Source organism: Sphingomonas suaedae (assembly GCF_007833215.1).
Lineage (GTDB): Bacteria > Pseudomonadota > Alphaproteobacteria > Sphingomonadales > Sphingomonadaceae > Sphingomonas > Sphingomonas suaedae.
Genome location: NZ_CP042239.1, coordinates 2,265,605 through 2,290,193 on the forward strand (window position 1 = coordinate 2,265,605; position 24,589 = coordinate 2,290,193).

19 protein-coding genes are annotated in these 24,589 nt (G+C 65.6%); 10 read left to right on the plus strand and 9 right to left on the minus strand.

All coding sequences use genetic code 11. The features are described 5' to 3' along the window. Positions 1-6 precede the first annotated feature (6 nt). From FPZ54_RS10785 to FPZ54_RS10800, 4 genes are read right to left on the minus strand one after another with little or no spacing between them, the layout of a single operon-like run. Positions 7-915 (minus strand): hydroxypyruvate isomerase family protein, encoded by a 909-nt coding sequence (locus FPZ54_RS10785; protein WP_145847105.1) that lies wholly within the window; start codon positions 913-915, stop codon positions 7-9. Further along, the gene (locus tag FPZ54_RS10790) at positions 912-2,213 is read right to left on the minus strand and encodes an MFS transporter (protein WP_145847108.1); all 1,302 of its coding nucleotides are present in this window, start codon (positions 2,211-2,213) and stop codon (positions 912-914) included. Before FPZ54_RS10790 ends, FPZ54_RS10785 begins: the two co-directional genes overlap by 4 nt. Before the next feature lie 21 nt (positions 2,214-2,234). Continuing rightward, complete coding sequence (locus FPZ54_RS10795) at positions 2,235-3,278, minus strand: sugar phosphate isomerase/epimerase family protein (protein WP_145847110.1); 1,044 nt, start codon at positions 3,276-3,278, stop codon at positions 2,235-2,237. A gap of 23 nt (positions 3,279-3,301) precedes the next feature. Further along, positions 3,302-3,694 (minus strand): c-type cytochrome, encoded by a 393-nt coding sequence (locus FPZ54_RS10800; RefSeq protein ID WP_239019536.1) that lies wholly within the window; start codon positions 3,692-3,694, stop codon positions 3,302-3,304. A 121-nt stretch (positions 3,695-3,815) separates the two neighbouring features. Here FPZ54_RS10800 and FPZ54_RS10805 point away from each other — a divergent pair, with 121 nt between their 5' ends. The 6 genes from FPZ54_RS10805 (at position 3,816) to FPZ54_RS10830 (ending at position 13,078) form a co-directional block, all read left to right on the plus strand. Then, positions 3,816-4,988, plus strand: a complete 1,173-nt coding sequence (locus FPZ54_RS10805; RefSeq protein WP_222428297.1) for a Gfo/Idh/MocA family protein — start codon at positions 3,816-3,818, stop codon at positions 4,986-4,988. 401 nt (positions 4,989-5,389) lie between these two features. After that, a complete protein-coding gene (locus FPZ54_RS10810) occupies positions 5,390-7,879 on the plus strand; it encodes an acyl-CoA dehydrogenase (protein ID WP_145847114.1) in 2,490 nt (829 codons plus the stop codon). After that, entirely contained in the window at positions 7,876-9,183 is a 1,308-nt protein-coding gene (locus FPZ54_RS10815; protein ID WP_145847116.1) for a 3-oxoacyl-ACP reductase, read from the plus strand. Before FPZ54_RS10810 ends, FPZ54_RS10815 begins: the two co-directional genes overlap by 4 nt. 6 nt (positions 9,184-9,189) lie before the next feature. After that, positions 9,190-10,080 (plus strand): MaoC/PaaZ C-terminal domain-containing protein, encoded by an 891-nt coding sequence (locus FPZ54_RS10820; RefSeq protein ID WP_145847118.1) that lies wholly within the window; start codon positions 9,190-9,192, stop codon positions 10,078-10,080. After that, positions 10,074-11,360, plus strand: a complete 1,287-nt coding sequence (locus tag FPZ54_RS10825) for an acetyl-CoA C-acetyltransferase (RefSeq protein WP_145847119.1) — start codon at positions 10,074-10,076, stop codon at positions 11,358-11,360. Before FPZ54_RS10820 ends, FPZ54_RS10825 begins: the two co-directional genes overlap by 7 nt. Positions 11,361-11,365: 5 nt before the next feature. Next, positions 11,366-13,078 carry an AMP-binding protein gene (locus tag FPZ54_RS10830; RefSeq protein ID WP_222428298.1) on the plus strand — a complete coding sequence of 571 codons (1,713 nt, stop codon included), beginning with the start codon at positions 11,366-11,368 and terminating at the stop codon, positions 13,076-13,078. A gap of 12 nt (positions 13,079-13,090) precedes the next feature. Here FPZ54_RS10830 and FPZ54_RS10835 read toward each other — a convergent pair whose 3' ends face one another. Then, the gene (locus tag FPZ54_RS10835) at positions 13,091-13,954 is read right to left on the minus strand and encodes a bile acid:sodium symporter family protein (RefSeq protein ID WP_145847123.1); all 864 of its coding nucleotides are present in this window, start codon (positions 13,952-13,954) and stop codon (positions 13,091-13,093) included. Positions 13,955-14,072: 118 nt separating this feature from the next. Between FPZ54_RS10835 and FPZ54_RS10840 the strand changes: the two genes are divergently transcribed. Next, on the plus strand, positions 14,073-14,927 hold the full coding sequence (locus FPZ54_RS10840) for a metal-dependent hydrolase (protein ID WP_145847125.1): 855 nt from the start codon (positions 14,073-14,075) through the stop codon (positions 14,925-14,927). Then, on the plus strand, positions 14,924-15,361 hold the full coding sequence (locus FPZ54_RS10845; RefSeq protein ID WP_145847127.1) for a DUF2147 domain-containing protein: 438 nt from the start codon (positions 14,924-14,926) through the stop codon (positions 15,359-15,361). Before FPZ54_RS10840 ends, FPZ54_RS10845 begins: the two co-directional genes overlap by 4 nt. Positions 15,362-15,474: 113 nt before the next feature. Here the strand turns inward: FPZ54_RS10845 and FPZ54_RS10850 are convergent, their stop codons facing one another. The 4 genes from FPZ54_RS10850 to FPZ54_RS10865 all read right to left on the minus strand — a co-directional run bounded on the left by FPZ54_RS10850 (position 15,475) and on the right by FPZ54_RS10865 (position 18,427). Beyond that, on the minus strand, positions 15,475-16,083 hold the full coding sequence (locus tag FPZ54_RS10850; RefSeq protein ID WP_145847128.1) for a TetR/AcrR family transcriptional regulator: 609 nt from the start codon (positions 16,081-16,083) through the stop codon (positions 15,475-15,477). Between the two features lie 163 nt (positions 16,084-16,246). After that, a complete protein-coding gene (locus tag FPZ54_RS10855; protein ID WP_145847130.1) occupies positions 16,247-16,735 on the minus strand; it encodes a hypothetical protein in 489 nt (162 codons plus the stop codon). A gap of 142 nt (positions 16,736-16,877) precedes the next feature. Next, positions 16,878-17,888, minus strand: a complete 1,011-nt coding sequence (locus tag FPZ54_RS10860; protein ID WP_145847131.1) for a FecR family protein — start codon at positions 17,886-17,888, stop codon at positions 16,878-16,880. Further along, on the minus strand, positions 17,885-18,427 hold the full coding sequence (locus FPZ54_RS10865; RefSeq protein ID WP_145847133.1) for an RNA polymerase sigma factor: 543 nt from the start codon (positions 18,425-18,427) through the stop codon (positions 17,885-17,887). The genes FPZ54_RS10860 and FPZ54_RS10865 overlap by 4 nt, the downstream gene beginning before the upstream one ends. A gap of 316 nt (positions 18,428-18,743) precedes the next feature. Between FPZ54_RS10865 and FPZ54_RS10870 the strand changes: the two genes are divergently transcribed. Together FPZ54_RS10870 and FPZ54_RS10875 are read left to right on the plus strand one after the other, a co-directional pair. Next, positions 18,744-22,010, plus strand: coding sequence for a TonB-dependent receptor (locus FPZ54_RS10870; protein ID WP_239019538.1), 3,267 nt, complete (start codon positions 18,744-18,746; stop codon positions 22,008-22,010). 96 nt (positions 22,011-22,106) lie between these two features. Further along, positions 22,107-24,374, plus strand: a complete 2,268-nt coding sequence (locus FPZ54_RS10875) for a porin family protein (RefSeq protein WP_145847135.1) — start codon at positions 22,107-22,109, stop codon at positions 24,372-24,374. The last annotated feature ends 215 nt before the right edge of the window (positions 24,375-24,589 follow it).

Genomic DNA, 24,589 nt, shown 5'->3' on the forward strand with positions numbered 1-24,589 from the left:
TCCCCTTCATGCCGCGTCGATCGCGCGATAGGCGGCGAGCAGGCGCGCCTCGCCCGCGCGACCCTCGACCGAATTGCCATGTTCCATGCCGATCACCCCGGAGAACCGCTTCGCGCGGAGCCAGCGGACGATGTTGGCATAGTTGATCTCGCCCGTCCCCGGCTCCTTGCGGCCCGGATCGTCGCCGAACTGGAGATAGGCGATCTCGCTCCAGCAGCTGTCCATCGTTCGGATCAGATGCCCCGCCTGAATCTGCTCATGATAGAGATCGGCGAGGATCTTCACCGCCGGGCTGTCGACGCCGCGCGCGACCGCATAGCCCTGGGGCACCGTCTGCAGGAACACGCCTGGATGATCGACCAACGTGTTGAGCGGCTCCATCACCATCACCAGCCCGTGCGGCGCGACGAGGTCGGCGGCGTGGCGCATGGTATCGATCACCCGGCCGGTCTGGATATCGACCGGCACCCGACGATCGAGAAAGCCGGGGACTACCGTCATCCATTTGGCGTTCAAGCGCTTGGCGACGTCGATCGACGCGCGGATATCGGTGAGGAATGCGGTGCGGTCGCTATCGTCATTCGCCCCGAGCACCGGGCGAGATTGCACCCATTTGGGCATCGACGCTACGAACACGCCCATCGTCATGCCGCGCTGCTGCAGCGCCTTCGCCATCGCGACCTGTTCGGCGACCGGGCGGCTAGCGGCTTCGTTGTCCTCCCACGCGGTGAAGCCCTGGTCGGCGGCAAAGGCGATTTGTTCGAGCCGATTGCCCCGGCTCGCAAAACTGCCCTCATGCGGCGCGAAGCCGAGCGAGAAGCGCGGTGCGTTCGATTGCTTCGCGGCGCCCGGCATTGCCGCCGCGCCCGCCATGGCGGCACCCGCAGCAAGGACGGAGCGCCGCGTCAGCCTCACGCCGCTTCACCCGCCAGCTGCGCGCGCGACTTGCCGCGCTCCCGCAGCCAGATGAAGCCGAACACGACCAGCAGAACCGCCGGCAGGATCGCCAGCGTCCGGAACGACACCGACGCCGCCGCATCCTCGACCGCCAGCTTGGCCGCACCGGTCAGCGCGGCGAACGCCTCCGGTCCGCCTGCGAACTCGATCTTGGCAGCATCGAACATCGCGCCGAGCTGGGGCAGCACGAAGAAGCTGGCGAGCGCGCCGGCCGATCCGACCAGCCCCATCGCCCACGCCCCGCCGCGCGGATAGCGCTCGGCGACCGATGCGAGCATCGTAGGCCACATCACGCACACGCCAAGGCCCCAGACGGTCGCGGCGATAACCGCGGCGACCGGCGACTGCGCCTGCGACAGCATGAACAGCCCGATTCCGGCGAGCAGGCTCGACACCCACAGCAGGCCGGGGTTCGAGATGGTGTTGGCCAGCCGCCCCGCGAAATGGCGGAACACAAACATCAGCGCGTTGACATACACCAGCAGCAGGATGCCGCGCATGCCGACGCGGTTGGAGAGGGCCACGTCGATCCACTGGCCGGGTGCCAGTTCGGACGCGGCGGTGAGGAACATCGCGCCGAACCAGATGAAGAAGCTGGGGCGGCGGAACACCTCGCCGATCATCTGGCCAAAGCTCACGCCGCTTTCGCTGCGCAGCGGCGGCGGGAAGTGCGTGGTCGCCGCGACCAGGATCGTCGCGGCGGCGGGAACCATCACCAGCGCCATGATCCCCTGCCACGGCAGGGTCGCCGACAGGAAGAAGCCCGCCAAGCCGCCGATGATGATGCCGCCGGGAAACCAGGCATGGAGCACGTTGAGCCGATGGGTGGCGTCATCGGGGTAGAGTTGCGTCGTCAGCGGGTTGATCGCCGCCTCGGTCAGGCCCCAGCCGATTCCGCTCAGCAGCATCCCGACCCACACGATCGTGTAGATGGTCATGCCGCTCGCGATCTGGCCCGCCGTGACGATCAGTAACGGTCCGGCAAAGAAACACAGGCCAGCGGCCACCAGACAGCGCTTCATCCCGATCTGATCGAGAAACGCGCTCGCGACGAACAATGTGATCGCGAAACTCAGGAACGCGGCGCCCAGCGCGGCGGCGATCAGCTCACCCGCCTGCAATGGGGCGATCGGGTCGATCCATTCGGCCTTCAGGCCGCTGGCGATGGCCCCGCGGATTGCCAGCCCCGCTGCGGCGGTGAACAAGGCAAGGATGCCCAGCCAGAACAGCCGCCCCTTGTGATATGTCTCGGCCATCGCCGCCTCCCCCCTTTGTTTTTATGTCAGTCCCAGCATCGCGCGATTGAGCGCCGGATCGCTGCCCCCGGCGAAATCGTCGAACGCCTTGTCTGCCTTGCGGATCATGTGCGCGGCGATGAAGGGTGCGCCCTCGCGGGCGCCGTCCTCGGGATGCTTGAGGCAGCACTCCCATTCGAGCACGGCCCAGCCGGCATAGCCATATTGCGTCAGCTTGGAGAAGATTCCGCTGAAATCGACCTGCCCGTCGCCCAGCGAGCGGAACCGGCCGGGACGGTCCACCCAATCCTGGAACCCGCCATAGACGCCCGATCGCCCGGTCGGATTGAGTTCAGCATCCTTGACGTGGAACATCCGGATGCGCTCGTGATAGATGTCGATGAAGCTCAGATAATCGAGCGCCTGCAGCACATAATGGCTGGGATCGTAGAGGATGTTGGCGCGCGGGTGATTGTCCACGCCCGCCAGGAACCGCTCGAACGTCACGCCATCGTGCAGGTCCTCGCCGGGATGAATCTCGTAAGCGACATCGACGCCCTGTTCCTCGAACGCGTCGAGGATCGGCCGCCAGCGCTTCGCCAGCTCGCCAAAGGCCTCTTCGACCAGCCCCGCCGGTCGCTGCGGCCAGGGATAGAGATAGGGCCAGGCGAGCGCGCCGGAGAAGGTCGCGTGCGCGTTCAGCCCCAGCCGCCGGCTCGCTTTGGCGGCGAGATGAAGCTGCTCGACCGCCCATGCCTGGCGTTCCGCAGGCTTGCCCTTCAGCGCTTCGGGCGCGAAGGCGTCGAACGCCACGTCATAGGCCGGGTGCACCGCAACCAGCTGTCCCTGAAGATGCGTCGACAGCTCGGTGATCTCGACCCCAACCTCGCGGCACGTGCCGGCCAGCTCGTCGCAATAATCCTGGCTCTCCGCCGCCAGCGCCAGGTCGATACAGCGGCTGTCCCAGGTCGGAATCTGCACCCCGACATAGCCTGCCTCCGCCATCCAGCGCGCAGCGGAGGGCAAGGTATCGAACGGCGCGGCATCGCCCATAAACTGTGCGAGGAAAACCGCCGGACCCTTCATGACACCCCCTCCGCAGGTTTGAGCTACTTCGTTTCCGCTTTCAGATACGCGATCAGCGCGGCCCGACGCGCCGGATCGGGCACCTTCATCACCATGCGCGTGCCGGGCACAACCTTGGTCGGCGCGGCGAGATACGCGTCGAGCGTCTTCGCATCCCACACGATGCCGGACGCCTTGAGCGCCGGACTATAGGCGAACCCTGGCGCAGCTCCGGCCTTGCGGCCGAACAGCTTGTTGAGATTGGGCCCCATCACGCTCTTCCCGCCAGCGGGGAGCGTGTGGCAGGCGCGGCAGGCGGCGAAAGCCTGTGCACCGGGAGTCTGGGTCTGGCGCGCGCCGACGCTGGGCGCTCCAGCCGTTAGCGCTACCACGCCGAGGAGCGATGCCGCGAAGGGCAATGCGATGAGTGCTTTCACAATCCCCTCCGACTGTGCCAACCTTCGGGTTGACATCGTTGACAACATCTAAGCGGATGGCGGCGCGCAACGCAACCCCGCGAAACCGGGCGGGCGGAATTAGAGAAACAGGAGAGGCGCAATGGAGACGGACGGACATCAACGCATTCGCTATGGCATGGTCGGCGGCGGCGAGGGCGCATTTATCGGCGCGGTGCATCGCATGGCGGCCGCGCTCGACGGCGATTACGCGCTGGTGTGCGGCGCGTTCAGCAGCGACGCGGAGCGCGGGCGACGCAGCGGTACGGCGCTGGGCCTCGATCCGGCGCGCAGCTATCCCACGCTCGACGCCATGCTCGCGGGCGAACGTGCGCTGCCCGAGGGTGAGCGGATGCAGCTGGTGTCGATCGTCACGCCCAACCATCTCCACGCCCCGGCAGCGATCGCCGCGCTCGATGCCGGGTTTCATGTGATCTCCGACAAGCCGATGGCGCTGAACCTTGCCGAGTCGCGGGCCATCGCGGCGGCGGTCGAACGCAGCGGCAGGCTTTACGGGCTGACCTTCACCTATAGCGGCTATCCGCTGGTCGAAGAGGCGCGGGTGCGGGTGGCGCGAGGCGATTTCGGTGCGATCCGGCTGGTGCAGGTCGAATATTCGCAGGGCTGGCTGAGCGGACCGCTGGACCGCGAAGGCAACAAGCAGGCGGAGTGGCGCACCGATCCGGCCCGCGCCGGTCTTGGCGGTTGTCTGGGCGACATCGGCACCCACGCCTTTCATCTCGCCGAACATGTCTCGGGTCTCGCGGTCGAGGAACTCAGCGCCGATCTCACCACCCATGTCCCCGGTCGCCGTCTCGACGACGATGTCGCGGCGCTGCTGCGGCTGGACGGCGGCGCGCGCGGCGTGCTCAAGGCGAGCCAGGTCGCGGCGGGCGACGAAAATGGCCTGCGCCTGCGTATCCATGGTGAGCGCGGCGGGCTGGACTGGTCGCAGATGGAGCCGAATACGCTCACCCTGCGCTGGCTCGATTGCCCCGCCGAGATCGTCCGCGCCGGCGGCCCCGGCCTCGCCCCGTCCACGCTGGCCATGCTGCGCACGCCTGCGGGGCACCCGGAGGGCTATATCGAGGCGTTCGCCAATCTTTACCGCAGCTTCGGGCGGGCCGTACGCGGCGGAGCGACTATACCCCCGCCGCGTGGCGCGGCAGACTGGTTCCCCGGTATCTCCGACGGGCTGCGGACCATGGCGTTCATCGAGACGATGATCGAAAACAGCGCCGGCGCGCAGAAATGGACACGTCTTGCGCCGACCTGAACCTGGCGCATCGGCGACGGTGGCCGATCGCATCGGACAGATCTGCGCAGGTCTACAACCTGAAAAACGACCGGCTGCGCGGGTGGGACGATGTGAACCTGACGCTCCACCGTGGCGCGCGCGGGGGAACTGGTGGTCTTTGTCTTTGTGAATAACGTTCTCGGTAGCACGCCAATCACCGAGGTCCTCCCCAATACGGATTTACCGGTATGACTACCGACATCTTCACCGGCGATCCGCGCATCATTGGGTTCAACAGCCGCAAGAGCGGCTGACCGGCCTCTCCGGTAGTACAACTCGGGAGGGTGGCGTTCGCACCATATTCTCATTTCTACCGGCCATTGACAGCAAAGTCCAATATTGACATTGATGTCAATGTTTAGACGGTCGGAGGATGGGTCATGGCGATCTGGATCGTTGCGCTCTTGGTTGGCGCTTTCGCGCTGGCCTATATCCAGGCGCGGGCGTTGCTTTGGCTGTCGGGCCTTGCCGGCTGGCTCGCTGTCGGCACCGCGTCGGGCTTGGTCGGCCCCACCGCCACGCTCGTTCTCGCCATCGCGCTGCTGCCGATCGTCATGGTCGCGCTCGTGCCGCTGCGTCGCGGGCTGTTATCGCGGCCGTTATTGACCGTGTTTCGCAGGATCATGCCGCGCATGAGCGCGACCGAACAGGCTGCGATCGACGCCGGAACGGTGTGGTGGGATGCCGAGCTGTTTGGTGGCGCGCCGCGCTGGCAGCGCCTGCTCGAAACCAGGCCTCCGAAGCTCACTCTGGAAGAGCAGCGCTTTCTGGACGAGGAGACCGAGCAGCTGTGCGACCTGTCCAGCGACTGGGAAAGTACGGCGGTCTGGCAGGACCTGCCGCCCGCTGCCTGGGCCTATGCGCGCGACAAAGGCTTCCTGGGGATGATCGTTCCCAGGGAATATGGCGGGCTCGGCTTTTCCGCTTATGCGCAAAGCCAGGTGATCCAGAAACTCTCGACGCGCTGTTCGGCGGCGGCGGTTTCGGTGATGGTGCCCAATTCGCTGGGGCCAGCCGAGCTGCTGGTGCATTACGGCACCGAGGCACAGAAGCGCCACTACCTACCCCGCCTTGCCCGCGGAGACGAGATTCCGTGTTTCGCGCTGACCAGCCCCTATGCAGGTTCCGACGCCGCTTCGATCACTGATACCGGCATTGTCTGTCGCGGCATATGGCAAGGGCGCGAAACGCTGGGATTTCGCATCAGCTGGAACAAGCGCTACATTACGCTGGCACCGATCGCGACGGTGCTGGGCCTGGCGTTTCGTGTGCAGGATCCTGAAGGGCTGCTCGGCGGCAAGGCCGATGTCGGGATCACCTGCGCGCTGATCCCGCGCGACCATCCGGGAGTCCGGATCGGCCGCCGCCACTGGCCGCTCAACGCCGTGTTCCAGAACGGTCCCACCTCGGGCGACGACGTGTTCGTGCCGATGGATATGGTGATCGGCGGGCAGGACCAGGTCGGCAATGGCTGGCGCATGCTGATGGAATGCCTGGCGGCGGGCCGCGCCATCTCGCTGCCGTCGTCCAATGTCGGCATGGCCAAGCTCGCAGCGAACAGCGTCAGCGCCTATTGCGCGTTCCGCCGCCAGTTCAACACGCCGATCGGCCAGTTCGAGGGCGCGCAGGAGCCGATGGCGCGAATGGCGGGGCATGTCTATGCGATGGACGCGACGCGCCGCCTCGCAGCCGCCGCGCTCGACATCGGCGAGAAACCCTCGGTCATTTCGGCCATCGCCAAATATCACGTTACCGAACGCGCCCGGATCGTGGTGAACGACGGCATGGACCTGATCGGCGGCAAGGGTATCTGCATGGGTCCGGGTAATTTCCTCGCCCGCGCCTATCAGCAGATCCCGATCGCGATCACGGTCGAGGGCGCGAACATCATGACGCGCACGCTGATCATCTTTGGCCAGGGGGCGATCCGCTGCCACCCCTATGTCCTCGCGCTGATGCGTTCGGCAGAGGGGGGCGATAGCAGGGCGTTCGACCGCGCGCTGTTCGGCTATTTCAGCTTCCTGCTGTGCAATGCCGCGCGGGCGCTCGCGTTCGCCACGCCGCTGCGGCTGTTGATCGCCCGTCCACATGGCGCGGCGCGGGAGCTTGCGCGCTATTATCGCGCCGCCACGCGGCTTTCGACGGCGCTGGCGCTGGCGAGCGACGTCTCGATGGCGACGCTGGGCGGGACCCTAAAGCGGCGTGAGACGATCACCGGGCGGCTGGGCGACGTGCTGTCGCAGCTGTTCATCCTGTCCGCTGTGCTGAAGCGCTATGAGGATGAGGGGCGTCCGACCGCCGACCTGCCGTTGGTTCACTGGGCCGCGCAGGACGCGCTGGCGCGCGCCGATACGGCATTGCGCGATACGATCGACAACCACCCCAGCGGCGCGGCGCGCTTTGTCCTGCGGCTGTTGATCCGACCGTTCGGCGGACGCATCGCGCCGCCCGACGACCGCGCCGACGCCGCGGTGGCGGCGCTGGTGCAGGCACAGGGTCCGGCGCGCGAGCGGCTGTTCGCGGGGTGCTGGACGCCCCGGATGGCGGTCGACCCCATCGCCGCGACACATGTCGCCTTCGCCCTGTATCCCGCCGTCACGGCGATCGAGCAGCGGCTGCGACCGGACATCCGTACAGGCAGGGTCGCGCGTCTGCCGCAGAATTATCGCGAACTCGACGCCTGGGCAGCGGACGCCGAACGCGCCGGACTGATCAGCGCGGCAGAGCGCGGCGTGATCGCCGACTTCGCCGAACATGCCGATATCGCAATCCAGGTCGACGACTTCCCGCATGATTTCGGATTGGCCGAGGGGATGCGCCAGTTCGAGAACGCGGCCCGGTACCCTCATCCGGCTGAGGCTGCAGAATGAGCGACCGCTATCTTGCCTTTGCCAATTCGGGCGTCGGCCACTGGCTCACCGGGGCGCTCGGTCTGCCGCAGCCGGTGCCGCTCGTGCGGAATCCCGGCAGATTCGTCGCCAGCGCACGCATCGTCGATGTCGGCGAGGGTCGGTTGACAGCGCTGCTCGCGCGCGACGCGGCGGCGCTCGGCGTTCGCATCGACGATGCGGAAGGCCCCAATGTGCCCGACGCCCTGCTGGTCGATGCGACCGGCTGCCGTACCGTCACGGATAGCCGAGCGCTGTACCGGGTCTTTCACGATCATCTGCGCGCCGTGCAACCCAATGGGCGCATCCTGATCTGCGTCGGCGATCCCGACGATGCGCCCGATGTCGAAGCGGCGGCCATCGCGCGCGGGATGGAGGGCTTCCTCCGTTCGCTGGCAAAGGAGGCGCGGCGCGCGATCGCGGCCAACATCATCCTCGTCCCCTGGAACGCGATGCCGACGCTCGCCAGCACGCTGGCCTTTTTCCTGTCGGCCCGCTCCGCTTATGTCTCAGGACAGGCCGTGCGGGTCGGACCCGCACCCGAGGCGAAGGCGGACAGGACCAGCCGGACGGTGCTGGTGACCGGCGCGGCGCGCGGGATCGGCGCGGCGACTGCGACCAGCTTCGCGCGGGCGGGGGCGCATGTCGTCGCGCTCGATATTCCCGCGCTGTCGGACGAACTGGACGCTGTTGCCGCCGCGATCGGCGGCAGCACGCTCGCGCTCGACATAACCGCGCCCGATGCCCCCGCGCACATCGCTGCGGATGCGGCGACGCGCGGCGGTTATGACGTTGTCGTGCACAACGCCGGCATCACCCGCGACAAGACGCTGGCGCGGATGGATGCGCAGCGCTGGACGTCCGTCATGGAGGTCAATCTGGGCGCACCGATGCGGATCACCGGAGCCCTGCTCGACGGTGGTCACCTTGCCGCCGGAAGCCGGATCGTCGGCGTCGCTTCCTTGAGCGGCATCGCGGGCAATGTCGGCCAGACCAACTATGCGCTGTCAAAGGCCGGGGTGATCGGGTGGATCGAACGGCTGGCGCGCGAGGTCGCGGCGCGTGGCATCACCGCCAACGCCGTCGCGCCCGGTTTCATCGAGACGCAGATGACCGCCGCCATCCCCTTCGCCATCCGCGAGGCGGGGCGCAGGATGAATTCGATGGGCCAGGGCGGCGCGCCAGAGGATGTGGCGGAGACGATCGCGTGGCTCGCCGACCCGGCCAGCGGCGGCATCAACGGACAGGTGGTGCGCGTGTGCGGCCAAAGCCTGCTGGGCGCCTGAACGGTCATGCCTGCCGAGACGATCCTGGTCGATCGCCCGCTATCGACCGCCGCAGTCCTGCGCGGTGGACTGCGCACCCTGGCGAAACGGCCGCACGGCGCGCCGACGCTTCCCGACGTCGAATTGCTGCGACCGATCGTGTCGATCGATGCGGGGCATCTGGACGCCTATCGCGTGCTGTGCGGGTTCGACCCCGATCACGGCATACCGATCACCTATCCGCACCTGCTGGCCTTTCCGCTGCACCTGCAATTGATGCTGCGTCCCGACTTCCCCTTCCCTCTTGCCGGGCTGGTACATATCGCCAACCGCATCGTTCAGTACCGCGCGCTGCGGTCTGACGACCAGCCGTCGGTGCGTGCCAGCTTCGGTCCGCTTCGCGCCCATGCCCGCGGGCAGGCGCTGACCATCCGCGCCGAAGTCGCCGTTGCCGACGAGACTGTCTGGGAGAGCGAAAGCCTATATCTGCGGATCGGCGCGCGCGACCCGGTTGGCGCGGCGTTCGCGGCGATGGCGGGGGAGAAGGCGGCGCGCACGCAACGTGCCCGGGAGAATTTGTCGGCCCGGCTCGGTCCGCGCTATGCCCGTATTTCCGGCGATCGCAATCCGATCCACATATCGAGCATCGGCGCGCGCCTGTTCGGTTTCAAACGGCGCATCGCCCATGGCATGTGGACCAAGGCCCGCGCGCTTGCGGTCGCACTGCCGCCCCGGCGCCTTGAGGCACTTACGGCCACCGTCGATTTCCGCGCCCCGATCCTCCTGCCGGGCACCGCCACCTTTTTCGCCGATCCCGAACCGCACGATGCGCGCTTTGCCGTGCGCGACGCTGCGGGCGAGCGGCTCCACCTGATCGGCAACTATGACGCAGATCCTTCGGAGAAGCCGCCATGCTGAGCATCAGTACCCCGCGCCGCGTCGCGATCATCGGCGGACGCCGCATTCCCTTCGCGCGCTCGAACACCGCATATGCGGAGGCGTCGAACCTGGAGATGCTGACCGCCGCGCTCGACGCGCTGGTCGACCGCTTCGGTCTGGCCGACATGCGGCTGGGCGAAGTGGCGGCGGGTGCGGTGCTCAAACATTCGCGCGACATCAACCTGACCCGCGAAGCCTTGCTATCGACCCGGCTGTCGCCGGACACCCCCGCCTATGACCTGCAACAGGCGTGCGGCACCGGGCTGGAGGCGGCGATCCTCGTCGCCAACAAGATCGCCCTGGGGCAGATCGATGTCGGCATCGCCGGCGGCGTCGACACCACGTCCGACCCACCGATCGCGGTGAACGAGCGGTTTCGTCAGGCGCTGCTGCGCGCCAACCGCGCCAAGTCGATCGGTGCGCGCGTGAAGGCGCTGGCCGCGATCCGCCCGAACATGTTGTTCATGCCCGCGCTGCCGCGCAATGCCGAACCCCGCACCGGCCTGTCGATGGGCGAGCATTGCGAGGCGATGGCGAAGCGCTGGAACATCGCCCGCGCCGATCAGGACGCGCTGGCGGTCGCCAGCCACCATAAGATGGCCGCCGCTTATGATCGCGGCGATTTCGACGATCTGGTGGTGCCGTTTCGCGGCCTTGGGCGTGACAATAACCTGCGGGCCGATTCGAGCATCGAGAAGCTGGCGACGCTGAAGCCGGTGTTCGACCGAGCGAACGGCACGCTTACCGCCGGGAATTCGACGCCGTTGACCGACGGCGCGGCGGTGGTGCTGCTGGCAAGCGAGGAATGGGCCAAAGCGCATGACCTGCCGGTGCTCGCATATCTGCGCGCCGGGGAAACCGCTGCGGTCGATTTCGCGAATGGCGACGAAGGACTGCTGATGGCCCCCGCTTATGCCGTGCCGCGGATGCTCGACAAGCTGGGCCTGACGCTCCAGGATTTCGATTTCTACGAATTGCACGAGGCGTTTGCCGCGCAGGTTCTCTGCACGCTGAAGGCGTGGGAGGACGGCGATTTCGCCCGCGACCGGCTGGGCCGGACCGAGCCACCTGGATCGATCGATCGCGCCAGACTGAACGTCAATGGCAGCTCGCTCGCCGCCGGCCATCCCTTCGCCGCGACCGGCGGACGGATTCTCGCCACGCTTGCCCAGATGATCGACCGGCGCGGCGGCGGACGCGGACTCATCTCGATCTGTGCCGCAGGCGGACAGGGCGTCGTCGCGATAGTGGAAAAATGAGCGTCATGCCGACCACCGAAACCGACGCCGACGTCGACCGGCTCTTTGCCGATCGCTTCTGGACGCGGCATTACAGTCCCGGGGTACCCGCCGGGATCGACGCCGAACTGGACGCGGCGGGGTCGATGGTCGATCTCTTCGAGCGTGATGCGACCCGCTATGCCGACCGCGAGGGCTTTGTCAGCCTGGGGACGGGGCGCAGCTATGGCGCGATCCTGCGCGACGCCAAGGCGTTCGCCGCATGGCTGCAGCATATCGGCATCGGCAAGGGCGATCGGGTCGCGCTGATGATGCCGAACTGCCTGCAATATCCCGTCGCAACCTTCGGCGTGCTTTTCGTCGGTGCGGTGGTGGTCAACGTCAACCCGCTCTACACCGCGCACGAACTGGGCCATCAGCTCCGCGACAGCGGCGCCACCGCCATCGTGGTGATGGATTTGTTCGCCGCCACCGTTCTGGCCGCGCGCGAAGGGAGCGAGCTCCGCCATATCGTCGTCACCTCGATGGGCGACATGCTCGGCCCGGTGAAGGGGCGTGCGGTCAGCCTGTTGATGGGGCGTCAGGCACCGCGTTTTTCCCGCGCGGGGATGCATCGCTGGAAACAGGTGCTCGGGCAGGGCCACAGGATGACGTTCCGGCGTGTCGCGATCGATCAGCAGGACCTGGCCTTTCTGCAATATACCGGCGGCACGTCGGGGGTGGCGAAGGGGGCGATGCTTACCCATCGCAACGTCGTCGCCAATGTGCTGCAGGGTCGCGCCTGGGCGCTGGCGCAGTTCGACGATGGCGAGGTGCTGACCAACGTCACGATGTTGCCGCTCTATCATGTGTTCTCGCTGACCGCGAACCTGCTGATGTTCGTGGGCGTTGGCGGACGCAACATCCTGATCGCCAACCCGCGCGATACGAGGCGGGTGGCCTGGATCCTGCGCAAGGAGAAGTTCGCGGGGTTCACCGGCGTGAACACGCTGTTCGCAAGTCTGCTCGACGATGCCGAATTCCGGCAGCGTGATTTCTCCGCGCTGAAACTCACCATCGCCGGCGGTATGGCGACCCAGGCCGATACCGCGCGACGCTGGGAGGAGGCGACCGGCAAGCCGCTGGTCGAAGGCTATGGCCTCACCGAATGTTCGCCGGTGGTGTGCATCCGGCCGATCGACCTCGCCTCGCCTCAGCGCATGGGCTATAATGGGACGGTCGGTCTGCCGGTGCCATCCACCGATGTGCGGATGCGTCGTCCTGATGGCGGCTGGTGCGGCTTCGACGAACCGGGCGAATTGTGCGTGCGCGGCCCGCAGGTGATGCGCGGCTATTGGCAGCGGCCGGACGACACAGCAGAAGTGCTGTCGGCGGACGGCTGGCTCGCGACCGGCGATGTCGGCGTGATGGGCCGCGACGGCGAGGTGCGGCTGATCGACCGGCTGAAAGACATGATCCTGGTGTCCGGCTTCAACGTCTATCCGGCCGAGGTCGAGGGGGTCATCGCGAGCCATCCCGACGTGGTCGAGGTGGCGGTGGTCGGTCTGCCCGATCCGGTGAAGGGCGAGCGGATCAAGGCGGTTGTCTATTCGCTATCGCCCACCCTGACTGCGGATATTGTGCGCGCCTGGTGCCGCGAGCGGCTGACCAGCTACAAGGTGCCGTCGGTGGTCGAATTGCGCGGCGAGCCCCTGCCCAAGACCAATGTCGGCAAGATCCTGCGCCGCGAACTGCGTTGACCCGGCCGCCGATCAGCTGCGTGCGGCGTTTCTCTGGCTGACGACCAGGCCGAACGCGGCGGCCAGCGGCAGCATCAACGCGCCATAGACTGCAGCGGGCAGCGCCATATCGGGACGCATCAGCACGCTCTGCGCGACGACGATGGCCAGCGTCGCATTGTGGATGCCGACCTCGAACGCGCTCGCAATCGCCTGGGGTCGGTCGATCCCGAGCAATCGGGGCATCGCGTAACCGATGCCAAGACTTATCAGGCAGAAGGATAGGGTGACGCCCGCCAGCGGCCCCAGCACCCGCAACAGAATGTCGTAGTTCGCGATCGCCGCCCCGACGATGACCCCGGCCAGGATCAGCACCGAAGCGATGCGGACCGGCTTGTCCATGGCGCGGGCGAAACCCGGTTTGAACGCGCGCACCACCATGCCCGCCGCCACGGGACCGAGGACAAGCAGAAAGACCTCGACCGTCTTGCCGAACTGCAGCCCCAGTTGCAGGCCGCCCGGCCGGAACCATGCGATCGACAGATTGACCACCAGCGGTAGTGTGACGACGGCGATGATCGAGTTGATCGCGGTCAGGCTGATGTTGAGCGCCACGTCGCCGCGAAACAAATGGCTGTAGAGATTGGCGACGGTTCCGCCCGGCGACGCCGCCAGCAGCATCATTCCAACCGCCAGCACCGGCGGCAGCGCGAACAGCATCACCAGGCCGAAACAGGCCAGCGGCAGCAGGATCAGCTGGCAGCCCAATGCGATCGCGACGGGTTTCGGACGCCGAGCGATTCGGACGAAATCGCCGGTGGTGAGGTCGAGGCCCAGGCCGAACATGATGACCGCCAGCGCGAACGGCAGGGCGACGAGGGTGAGCCCGGATTCCATGAACGAGACTCCCCTTTGGCATCACGCGCAAGTCGATAGGTTTTGCGACGCCCGCCACGACTGTTGACAATGATGTCTATTTCTATATGAACATCATTGTCAATATGGAGTGAGTCGAATGAACATTCATGCGACGCTGACCCCCGCCACCCATGGCATCCTGGTGCGGGATCTGAAATTCAACCGCGACCCGGCGAGACATCCGCGCTGGTGGCACGGCAACGATCCGGTGCCGACCGCGTTCTTCAACGCGCTGTCCTGCACCTTCCCTGCGGGCGAGAAATTCTTCATGGACAGCGTGCGCGCCTATCGCCGCGAGGTCGGGCCGGAACTGCAGGCCCAGATCAAGCAGTTCCTGGGGCAGGAGGCGGTACACAGCCGCGAACATGCCGCGTTCAATGCGCTCGCCGCCAACAGCGGCTACGACGTCGCCCGGCTGGAGGCGCGCACCAAGAAGGTGCTGGACTTCGCCCGCAAGCGCAGCAAGCAGCGCCAGCTGGCGGCGACCTGCGCGCTGGAGCATTTCACCGCGATCCTCGCGCACGCGTTGCTCGCTGGCGACAGCGCCGACATGGCTGCCGCGCCGATCGATGCCGAACGGTTGTGGAGCTGGCATGCGATCGAGGAGATCGAGCACAAGGCGGTGGCCTATGACACCTTCCTGGTCGCCACCAGGGATCTGACCGGTTTGCGGCGTTACATCATGCGGAGTTTTGCCATGATCCTTGCAACCATCATCCTGTTTTCGACGATCAAGGCCAGCATGGCCGACCTCTACCGTGCCGATGGCATCAAGGGGCCACGCATCTGGGGTCGCACCATCGCCTATCTGTTCGGATCGAATGGCGTCCTGCGCCGCATCTTTCCGCTATGGCTGACCTATTTCAAGCCCGGTTTCCACCCGTGGCAGCATGACGACCGCGATCTGCTCGCCCGCGCTCAGGCGCGGCTCGGACTGGAGGCGGCGGCATGAAGCGACTCCTCCCCCGCGCGGGCGTGCTCGCCATACTGCTTGCCGTCCCGGCGGCGCTGCCTGCGGCCAACGCGCAATCGGTCATCGGCCGCTGGAACACGCAGAAACAGGGTGGAATCGTCGAGATTCACCGCTGCGGCGAAGCGCTGTGCGGCCGTGTCGTCGATGGCGCGCCCTTACGGGCCAACCCCGATCAGCGCGATGTCAACAACCCGAACAAGGCGCTGCGCGATCGCAAGCTGCTCGGCGCGCGGGTGCTGCACGGCTTCACCGGCGGCCCGCGCGTATGGAAGGGCGGACCCGTCTATGATCCGGAGACGGGCGACGGCGCGAATTCGGGCGTGCTCACGCTGGCCGACGCCAACACGCTGAAGGTGAAGGGCTGCATCGCCGCCTTCCTGTGCCGCACCCAGACCTGGAAGCGCGTGCGCTAGGTTCGTTCCGCGCGCCGGGCGGTATCGCCGACTCCTCACCCGTCCACCCACCCAACATGATCTTGTGGCTGGCCGGGTGGGGATCCGGTCGGCGCCACCTTGCCGGAGCAGCCTCAGTCCGACGGTGTGACGATCAGCAGGGGCAGGATCTGGGCGACCAGGCGTTTGGCTGCGTCCCCATCCTGCCCCAGCATCTGGCGCAGATGCGGACCGATCACAGCGTCGCCGAACGCGCAGATCGCAATCAACAGCACGATCCCGGGGATGCGCGAATCCTGGTCGGGCAGTTCGGGCGCGCGTGCCTTCACCGCATCGACCAGATCGAGCACCGCCTGTCGGATCACTTCGAGATGCTCATATTCGCGCGCCAGTACCAGCCAGGCGGCAAGCTGCCCCGCCCCGCCCTCGCCGAATGCGTGGAACACCCGCTCGACCAGCATCGACGGTGCGGCAGCGTCGGTATGCAGCTGGCTGACCGCGTCGCCCAGCGCATCCGCCAGATCGCGGATCATCGATTCCATCAGCGCAGTCTGGAGGCCAGCTGCCGATCCGAAATGATGGATGACATTGGTGTGCGACATGCCGATCGCCTTGCCGACATTGGCCAGAGTTACCGCCGCCGGACCGCCGTCGAGCAGCAGCGCGCGCGCCGCGATCAGTCCTTCGTCACGGGCCTGTGCGGCGCTGCGCTTGCGGCGCTTGGGCGTGGGAAGATCGGCCATCGGACGGGCTTAGCCAAAAACCGGCCTGCGCAACACCCGTCATGCACCTGTCAATCGATCGCCGGGGTCCTTCACGAATTTCGGCACCGGTGACGCCGCCGCCGGAGGGCATGACGCCCGTTGGCTGCGGCGACCGGTGCCGATTATCACGACTGAAAAGGAATCAGGGAACGGTGTAGGTTAGCGCAGGAGACACCTTGATCGTTCCATTGATCGTGCAGTTGGACGACGTTCCGGAAGTCCGGGGAAGCACGGCATTGGTGAAGGTGATGGTGTCGGCCGCATCGTTCCAGGCGCCGGTGATATTGCCCGCGCAATTGCCGGTGATGCCTTCGACGACGACATTGTTGATCGTCACGGACGACGTGTCGGTGGCGGTCAGCGGATAGTCGAAGTCGGTGAAGGTGATGTTGGCGCACTGGCCGAACAAGCCGCCGGACAGGCTGAGGTCGGTCACTTCTGCGTCATTGCTCGCGACGACGAGCTCGCCCGAAAGGCCGCTGCAATTCAGGGTGATCCCTTTCGAAACGGTGATCGTCCCCACATTGCTGAGCGTAAAGGTCCCGTTCGGCGACACCGTCTGGGCGGACGCCCCGGTGGCCAGGCCCAGGATAGCGACGGTGCCGATACAGAATGTCTTGAAATTTTTCATGACAGATCCTCTCTTTGCACGACCGGCACTTGAGCGCGCCGTGTCGGTGGGAACGGGTGCTCCCACAACCATAGACGCAGGGGATCGTCGCGCGGGGGGATCGCCCGTGCGATTTTTAATTCCATCTATATCAAAATCGGATTTATTCTGCGGCCAGTTCGATCCGATCCGGAGCAGTCTTCACGATGCGCGCAAAGCCGTTCAGCTCGACGGCCTGGGCAAAGCTGTCGACGTCGCCTGCGCGGAATACCCCGACGATGTGTTCGTCGGGAATCCTGCCGCCCGTGAACACAAGCTTGCGTTCGGAATAGCGGTTCATCTCCTCGACCGCCTCCGCCAGCGGATCGCGCATGAAGGTCAGGCGACCGTCGAGCCAGCTGGTTTCGCGCGCCGTATCGACCCGGTCGATCGTCCAGCTGTCGTCGGGCCGCGCGACCAGTTCGGCACCCGCGGTCATTTCGGCGCTATGGCCCGGTTTCAGGAATGCGCGCGGCTCCTCGACGCGCACCTTGCCCTCGACCAGCGTCACCGTCACCTCACCGCCGTCCAGCCGCACGCCAAAGGCCGTTCCCAGCGCGCGAACGGTCTTGTCGCCGGCCTTGACCAGAAACGGGCGCAATGGGTCTCTGGCGACCTTGAAAAAGGCCCGTCCGCGGACCAGCGCCAGACTGCGCGTGGAACCCATAGCCGATACCCGCACTTCGGAAGCGGTATCCAGCGTCACGGTCGATCCATCTTGCAGGGTTAGCGTCGTGCGCTGGCCCAGGCCGGTCTGAAACGTCTGGGCGTCAGCCAGCGACGCCGTCTTGAAATCGCCGATCAGCCCTGAATCGCGCACGGCCCATGTGCTGCCCAGCGTCAGCGCGATCGCTGCGGCGATACCGGCCATCCGCCAGCGCCGCAACGCGGGATCGTGCGTGCGTGCGTCTTCGGCGCGCGCGGCCACGATTCGCGTATCGTCCGCCACCGCTCCGGTCATCGCCCAGACGCGCTCCATCCGCAGCCAGGCATCCTCATGCGCCGGACTCGCGTCCAGCCAGATGCGGAATTCATGTTCCTCGCTGGCGGTCATTTCGCCCGAACGCCGCAAAGCCAGCCAATGGGCCGCCTCGCTGCGCAATGCATCGCGCGCCGGAGGAGACAGGGCGGTCATGCGTCCGTCTCCATATCCTCGGCAATCCGGACGAGCGCGCGGTGGATCAGTTCCTTCACCGATTCCCGGGAGATGCCCATGCGCGCGGCAATGGCTTGATAGGTCATGTTCTCGAACCTGTGAAACTGGAAAGCGGCGCGCGCGCGGGGCGGCAGCGCCAGGATCGCGCGGACCGCGCGGGCATATTCCTCATTGCCGATGGCCACACGTTCGGGCGACAGATGATCTACCGGCTCGGTCAGCACGTCGAGCCGCTGGTGGTATTCGCCGCCGCGCGCCTGGTTGCTGCGGTGGCGGCTGATGAGGACGTTGCGCGCCACGGCGAACATATAGCGATCGACATTGTCGATCGGCGTTTCGCGGCGCGCGGCGTGCAGCCGCAAAAAGACTTCCTGTACCAGGTCGTCGGTTTCGGCATCGCCCACGCGCCGCGCGAAATAGCGGCGCAAGGCGGGGCCGTAATGCGCCAGCCATGCGGCAAGATCGCGCTCTTGCGAGGCCCGTTCGTTGCTCGCGTCATGGTCCAGGCGCTCGATCATTCCTTACGGCACTCCGTCACGCGGCCTTGATATATCATCGATCCCGCGATCTCTGTATGGTGCGCCGAAAGCGCCAGTCACCCCGCTTGACGCGGCGCAGCGGAAACAGGGGGGATAGGCGGGTGACGATTTTGGCAAGACGCCCTTCCCGCGATGGCATCGTCCCGGCCCTTCGCTGCAACGCAAAGCCACGTTTCCGAACATTTTTTCGCGACAATATCCCCCCGAAACCAGCGCCGTTGCGTCCTAGTGATGCAGCGGCGTCGTTCGAATGCCGCCGGACAAGGGCAAAGCCCTGTTATCGGAGGGGAAAACCATGCGTCAGCGCGCGTCTGCATATCATCGCTACCTCATGATCGGCGTCGCTAGTGCCTGCCTGATCGCCGTTTCCGCGCCCGCGCAGTCGCGGCCCGCCGAATCGCGTTTCCAAATCGCGGCGCAATCGCTGGACGGTGCCTTGCGCGATTTCGGTGTACAGAGCGGCTTCACCATCATGGCCGACGCATCGGTGACGAAGGGAAAATCCTCGGCCGGCTATACCAACATCGCCGATCCCGAAACCGCGTTGCGCGCCTTGCTGCGTGGCACCGGTCTCAATTACCGGCGGCGGGGCAATGTCTTCGTCGTTATGCGCGCGGTGCCGGTATCGCAGACAGATGCGCAAGGTAGCAGGCCAGTGGTAGCGCAGAGCGCCCCCGCGCAGGAAGAGGTGGTGCAGGACATCATCGTTACGGCGCAGCGCCGAACGGAATCGCTGCAGGACGTGCCGATCGCGGTGACGGCGATCTCGGGCGATGGGCTGGACAGTCGGAAGATCGAGAGCGGCGGCGAACTGGTCCGGGCGGTCCCCAACATCAATTTCACCAAGAGCAATTTCTCCAGCTTCAACTTCACCATTCGTGGCATCGGGACGAAGGCGATCTCGGCGTCGAGCGACCCCGCGGTCGCGGTCAGCTTCAATTCGACGCCGCTGATCCGCAGCCGTCTGTTCGAGCAGGAATTCTTCGATATCGAACGGGTCGAGGTGCTGCGCGGGCCGCAGGGTACGCTCTATGGCCGCAACGCCACCGGCGGCGTGGTCAACGTTCTGCCCGCCCTGCCCAGCACCGTCCTGGAAGGGTCCGCCTGGATCGAGGCGGGCAACTACGGCTCGATGCGCGCATCGGCCATGCTCAACGTGCCGCTGACCGACAGCTTCGCGATCCGCGCGGCGGGTGCCTATACCCATCGCGAGGGGTTCGATTACAACAGCTTCACCGATCGGCGCGTCAACGGTCGCGACATGTATTCGACCCGGATCAGCGCGCAATGGGAGCCCAGCGACAATTTCCGTGCGAACTTCATGTGGCAGCATTTCAAGGAGGATGACAGTCGGTCACGCAGTGGCAAGGCATTGTGTACGCGCGATCCGGGTCCGACGCAGATCGGCGCTACCGCTGTGCCGGAATCGCTGCGCGCGGTGCTCAGCCAGGGCTGTCTGCCCGGTTCGCTCTATGCCGACGCAGCTTTCGGCGCACCCAACGGATCGAGCTTTCCCAACATTCGCCTTGGCCAGGAGGGGGTCATCTATGGGTTCGATCCGAGCTTCAACCCCATATACGGGCTAAGGCCGGGTGACCCCTATGGAGGCGTGACCCAGTCGCGCGACCTGCGCGAAATCTCGACGACCTACGATCCGAAGTTCCGCGCTACCAACGATGTGTTCCAGCTCAATCTGGAACTGGGACTGGGCGGAGGTCTGCGTCTGTACTCGCAATCGCTCTATACGCGGGACCGTTACTATCAGTCGCAGGACTATTATCGTTTCGCCTCAAGACCGATTTTCTCGGACTCGGCGGATCCAAATCTGTTGAACATCTACGGAATGCCTTATGCCAGTGCCGGACCGACGCCGGGCGGCATCTATGTCGATCCGCAACTGGGCGCATCCGATCGGGTGTTGGCGATCGATCTCAGCCGCTCGAAGAGCCGCCAGTATTCGCAGGAATTTCGCTTACAGTCCGACTGGGACGGCCCGCTCAATTTCGGCTTCGGTGCCAATTACCTCGATTTCAAATCTCAGGACGATTATTTCGTTTTCAACAATACTTTCACATTCATCGCCGAATATTTTTATAATCAGACCGGTCTTTTCGAGGGCTTTATTGGAACCCGGCCATGCCAGCCCACCAGCATGTATGATGACACGGATACCGGAGACTGCATCTTCATCGATTCAAATCCACTCGGCCAGCTTAGCGAACAGGGACGCAATTACTTCCTCAGTCGCAATCTGGTCGAAACGCGATCGAAAGCAGCATTCGGCGAACTCTATTACGACGTCACCGATCGTTTCAAGTTGACCGCCGGTGTACGCTATACCGACGACATCAAGGTCGGTACGCCGGTACCCAGCCAGCTGCTGCTGAATTTCGGCCCGGGCATCGGGCAGGCAACCGGGGGGACGTCCTCTTTCGGCTACCCCGAAGATCCCGAAATCCGTCAGCGCTGGCGCCGCTTCAGCGGTCGCCTGGTCGCCGATTGGCGACCCGACCTGCCCTTCTCGGACGATACGTTGATCTATGCGTCGTTTGCGCACGGCTACAAGGGCGGCGGCACCAATCCGCCTCGCGTGGCGATCGATCCGGAGGTGGTGCAGTTCCAGCCGCTGCCGGAGACGTTCGAACCGGAATATGTCAACGCGATCGAGATCGGCACGAAGAACTCGTTCGACAATGGTCGGCTGACGCTGAACCTCACCGCCTTCTATTATGACTATACAAATTATCAGGTGTCGCAGATCGTCGATCGTATTTCGTTCAACGAAAATTTTGACGCGCGGAGCATGGGAGTGGAACTGGAGGCCGCGTGGCGACCGACCCGCGACTTTCAGATCGATGCCAATTTCGGCTATCTTAATACGCGCATCGCCGACGGCGAAAGTTCGATCGATGTCATGGACCGCACCCAGGGCAATCCCGACTGGACGGTGGTGCGCCCGTTCGTTCAGGTGCCCTCCAACTGCATCGCGCCGACCGCGCTGGTGGAAGCGGCTCTGAACGGTCTGGCACCCGAACAGGCGCCGCAGGCGCTGGCTGCATTGTGCGGCGGATCGTCGCGCGGCGGCAGCTGGTCGGAAGCCGTCGCCGTGCCAACAGCCCTGCGCTGGTGGCGGCGATTGGGGACCGCCCAGTACAATCCTCTGGTCGACGGACCCAATGGCGGTCGCGGCTTCGCGGCGGACCTGAGCGGCAACGAACTACCCAACGCGCCCAATTACACCGTCAACGTCGGTGCACAATATACGTTGCCGCTCGGCGACTGGCGCGCGACGCTGCGCGGCGATTACTACCGCCAGGGCGCAAGCTACGCGCGTGTCTACAATACCGAATATGACCGGCTGCGCGCGTGGGACAACCTCAACCTGACGCTGACGATCGCGCGGCCGGCAGACGATTTCGCGATCCAGTTCTATGTCAAGAACGTGTTCAACGATGCCCCGATTACCGATGTCTTCACCAACAGCGACGATACCGGGCTCACCGCGAACATCTTCACGCTCGACCCGCGCCTGTTCGCCGTCCGCCTGTCGAAACGGTTCTGACCCGCCCCTCCCGCGGATCGGACTCCGGCGCGCGTTGGGGGAGCGCGCGCCGGTTTTTCGCCGATTGGCAGTTACGGGGGTTAGAAGCATGATGTGATGATCCCCTATCGTTTCGCCCTGTTGCTGTCCGTCGCTTTGCCCCTGGCCCCATGGCTCGAAGCCAGGGCGCAAGACGGTCCGGCGGGCGTCGAACCGGTGGCGGAAGCGCAGACTCCCGTGCCGTCCGATCGTTTTTCGCTGGACACCGACATCGTCATCATCGGTCGCCCCTATGGCCAGGCCGAGGTGGAGTCCGAATCCGAATTCGACGAGGCCAGTATCGCCAGCAAGGGCAGCGACAGCATCGCCGATCTGCTCGACCGCCTTGCGCCCTTTATTGACGATCCGGACGGTGCGCCCGTCATCCTCGTGAACGGCAGGGAGGTCGGCTTCGACCGGTCAATCCTGTCCTATCCGCCCGAGGCGCTCGATCGCCTCGCGGTGCTGAAGCCGGAAGCGGCGGCGCGATACGGGCAACGCGCCGGCAAGCGTGTGGTGAACCTGATCCTCAAGAAGAAATTCGCCAGCCTGGACGCCGAAGCGGGCGCGTCCCGGGCGACCGCAGGGGGCCAGTTCGGCGTTTCACTGTCGGCCCGGCGCGTGGCGATCGACGGGCCGACCCGGTGGCACGCGCGGGCGAGCATCGAGCGCGTTGACGCCCTCCTCGAACGGGACCGCCCCACCCGGCCGCGTCAGGGTGCGAACGGCCTGACAACCCTGCTGCCGTCACGGCGCGGCATAGCGTTCAACGCTGGCGTCACGCGCCCGATCGGCGACTTTTCGGCCTCGCTGAACATGAACGCCAGCACCAATGAGCGCCGAGGGGTGCGCGCGCCGGTCGCGAACGATGGCGATCCGGGCGACCCCGTCGCCGGATTGCGCGCGGACAGCGACTCCCAATCGTTCGGTGTCGTTGTCAACATTTCGGGCAGGATCGGCAAATGGCAGACCGGCCTGTCCGCCAATTATACGCGCAACGGGTCGCAAAGCCTGCTCGAACGCGATGACGGCGTACGGCGTACCGACCGGGACCGCTCGCGAAGGGAGAGCCTCACCGCACGGCTGAACACCAGCACGACCGTCATCGATCTACCCGCCGGACCGCTGACGACCAACCTCGCCGTGGATGTCTCGCATAGTCACTTCGTCAACCGGCAAGCGAACGGCGGTGCGGGAACTCCGTTCGTGACCGATGAACGAACGCGCGCGCAGGGTAACGGCCAGGCATCGTTCAACATCCCCCTGTCGCGTCGGGCGGAGGGGACAGCCGGGCCGCTGGGCGATCTTTCCGCCGAATTGACCGTGGGCGCACAGACGCTGGGGGGGCGCGGTCCCCAAAGGCGCTTCGGTGGCGGCGTAAACTGGTCGCCGGTGGCGATGCTGCAACTGCGCGCGGCGTTCGACCAGGCCGAAACCGCGCCCTCGATCGACGAACTCGACGGGCCGCCGGTCACCACGGTCCGGCGCATCTTCGATTTCGCGACGCAGGAAACCGTGGACGTCATCTCAACCGCGGGCGGAAACCCCGAACTGGCGCGCGGCAGCCAGCAAAGCTTGTCGCTGACGGCAAGACTGGCGCCCTTCGACGATCAGTTCCTCGCGTTCAATATCGGCTACCGGGCACAGACCGCCAGGGGCGGCATCACATCGCTCCCGGAACTGACGCCAGCCATCGAAGCCGCCTTTCCCGAACGTATAACGCGCGACGCGCAAGGGCGACTGATCGCGATCGATACCCGCCCCATCAACATCGAACGCACCAGCGACGCCGAATTCACCTCCGGCATCGCCCTGCGCCTGCCGCGTCCCGGTCAGAGACGCGGTGCCGTACCAGACGAACCCGGTGCCGAACCCTGGCAATACAGCCTAGCGCTCACCCACCGCTGGCGGGTGAGGAGCGAATTGCTGGTACGATCGGGCCTTCCCGTCATCGACCAGCTCGGCGGTGACGGTGGCCAGTCGGCCCATTTCATTTCGTTGCAGGCCACCGTCGGCAAGCGGGGGGTCGGTGCCAATCTCAGCGGTAACTGGAGCAGCGCCACCCGCGTGCGCGGCGATGTCGGCACCGATGGCGGAGGTGGCTTCAGGGTCGTGCCACCCGCCATCTTCAACCTCTCGCTCTTCGTCGAACCGGAACATTTTCGGCGGGGCGGCGCGCGATCTTCGTGGATGGACAAGCTGAAGCTTTCGCTCGATATCCAGAATGTCCTGAGGGGGTACCGCAAGCTGCTTTTCGACGATGGCAGCGTCCCCGCTGGCTATAGCCGCTACGAGACCGATCCGCTCGGCCGCACGATAAAACTGACCGCGCGCAAAAGATTCTAGGCTGTGGCGACGTAGCGGTATGACCGGTTCACCGGCCTGATCGAGGACGAAAAATCCGCCCAAGGATGCAGCCGACCCCGCTCGACCTCGCAATATTATCGGTCGCTCTAGAGGCTGCCACGTCGCCTTTTTGGAGTCCATAACCAGCGATTTCGCGAGTGCGTGGAACGGTGGGAAGGCCCCAGCGTCTCCAATTTATCGCGTCAAATCAATAT

Coding starts and splice junctions, on each gene's coding strand:
- FPZ54_RS10795 (WP_145847110.1), bottom strand. CDS start 3,278: ATGAAGGGTCCGGCGGTTTTCCTCGCACAGTTTATGGGCGATGCCGCG.
- FPZ54_RS10820 (WP_145847118.1), top strand. CDS start 9,190: ATGCCTGCCGAGACGATCCTGGTCGATCGCCCGCTATCGACCGCCGCA.
- FPZ54_RS10865 (WP_145847133.1), bottom strand. CDS start 18,427: ATGATCGAGCGCCTGGACCATGACGCGAGCAACGAACGGGCCTCGCAA.
- FPZ54_RS10850 (WP_145847128.1), bottom strand. CDS start 16,083: ATGGCCGATCTTCCCACGCCCAAGCGCCGCAAGCGCAGCGCCGCACAG.
- FPZ54_RS10825 (WP_145847119.1), top strand. CDS start 10,074: ATGCTGAGCATCAGTACCCCGCGCCGCGTCGCGATCATCGGCGGACGC.
- FPZ54_RS10835 (WP_145847123.1), bottom strand. CDS start 13,954: ATGGAATCCGGGCTCACCCTCGTCGCCCTGCCGTTCGCGCTGGCGGTC.
- FPZ54_RS10790 (WP_145847108.1), bottom strand. CDS start 2,213: ATGGCCGAGACATATCACAAGGGGCGGCTGTTCTGGCTGGGCATCCTT.
- FPZ54_RS10830 (WP_222428298.1), top strand. CDS start 11,366: ATGCCGACCACCGAAACCGACGCCGACGTCGACCGGCTCTTTGCCGAT.
- FPZ54_RS10810 (WP_145847114.1), top strand. CDS start 5,390: ATGGCGATCTGGATCGTTGCGCTCTTGGTTGGCGCTTTCGCGCTGGCC.
- FPZ54_RS10840 (WP_145847125.1), top strand. CDS start 14,073: ATGAACATTCATGCGACGCTGACCCCCGCCACCCATGGCATCCTGGTG.
- FPZ54_RS10805 (WP_222428297.1), top strand. CDS start 3,816: ATGGAGACGGACGGACATCAACGCATTCGCTATGGCATGGTCGGCGGC.
- FPZ54_RS10855 (WP_145847130.1), bottom strand. CDS start 16,735: ATGAAAAATTTCAAGACATTCTGTATCGGCACCGTCGCTATCCTGGGC.
- FPZ54_RS10845 (WP_145847127.1), top strand. CDS start 14,924: ATGAAGCGACTCCTCCCCCGCGCGGGCGTGCTCGCCATACTGCTTGCC.
- FPZ54_RS10815 (WP_145847116.1), top strand. CDS start 7,876: ATGAGCGACCGCTATCTTGCCTTTGCCAATTCGGGCGTCGGCCACTGG.
- FPZ54_RS10870 (WP_239019538.1), top strand. CDS start 18,744: ATGCGTCAGCGCGCGTCTGCATATCATCGCTACCTCATGATCGGCGTC.
- FPZ54_RS10860 (WP_145847131.1), bottom strand. CDS start 17,888: ATGACCGCCCTGTCTCCTCCGGCGCGCGATGCATTGCGCAGCGAGGCG.
- FPZ54_RS10875 (WP_145847135.1), top strand. CDS start 22,107: ATGATCCCCTATCGTTTCGCCCTGTTGCTGTCCGTCGCTTTGCCCCTG.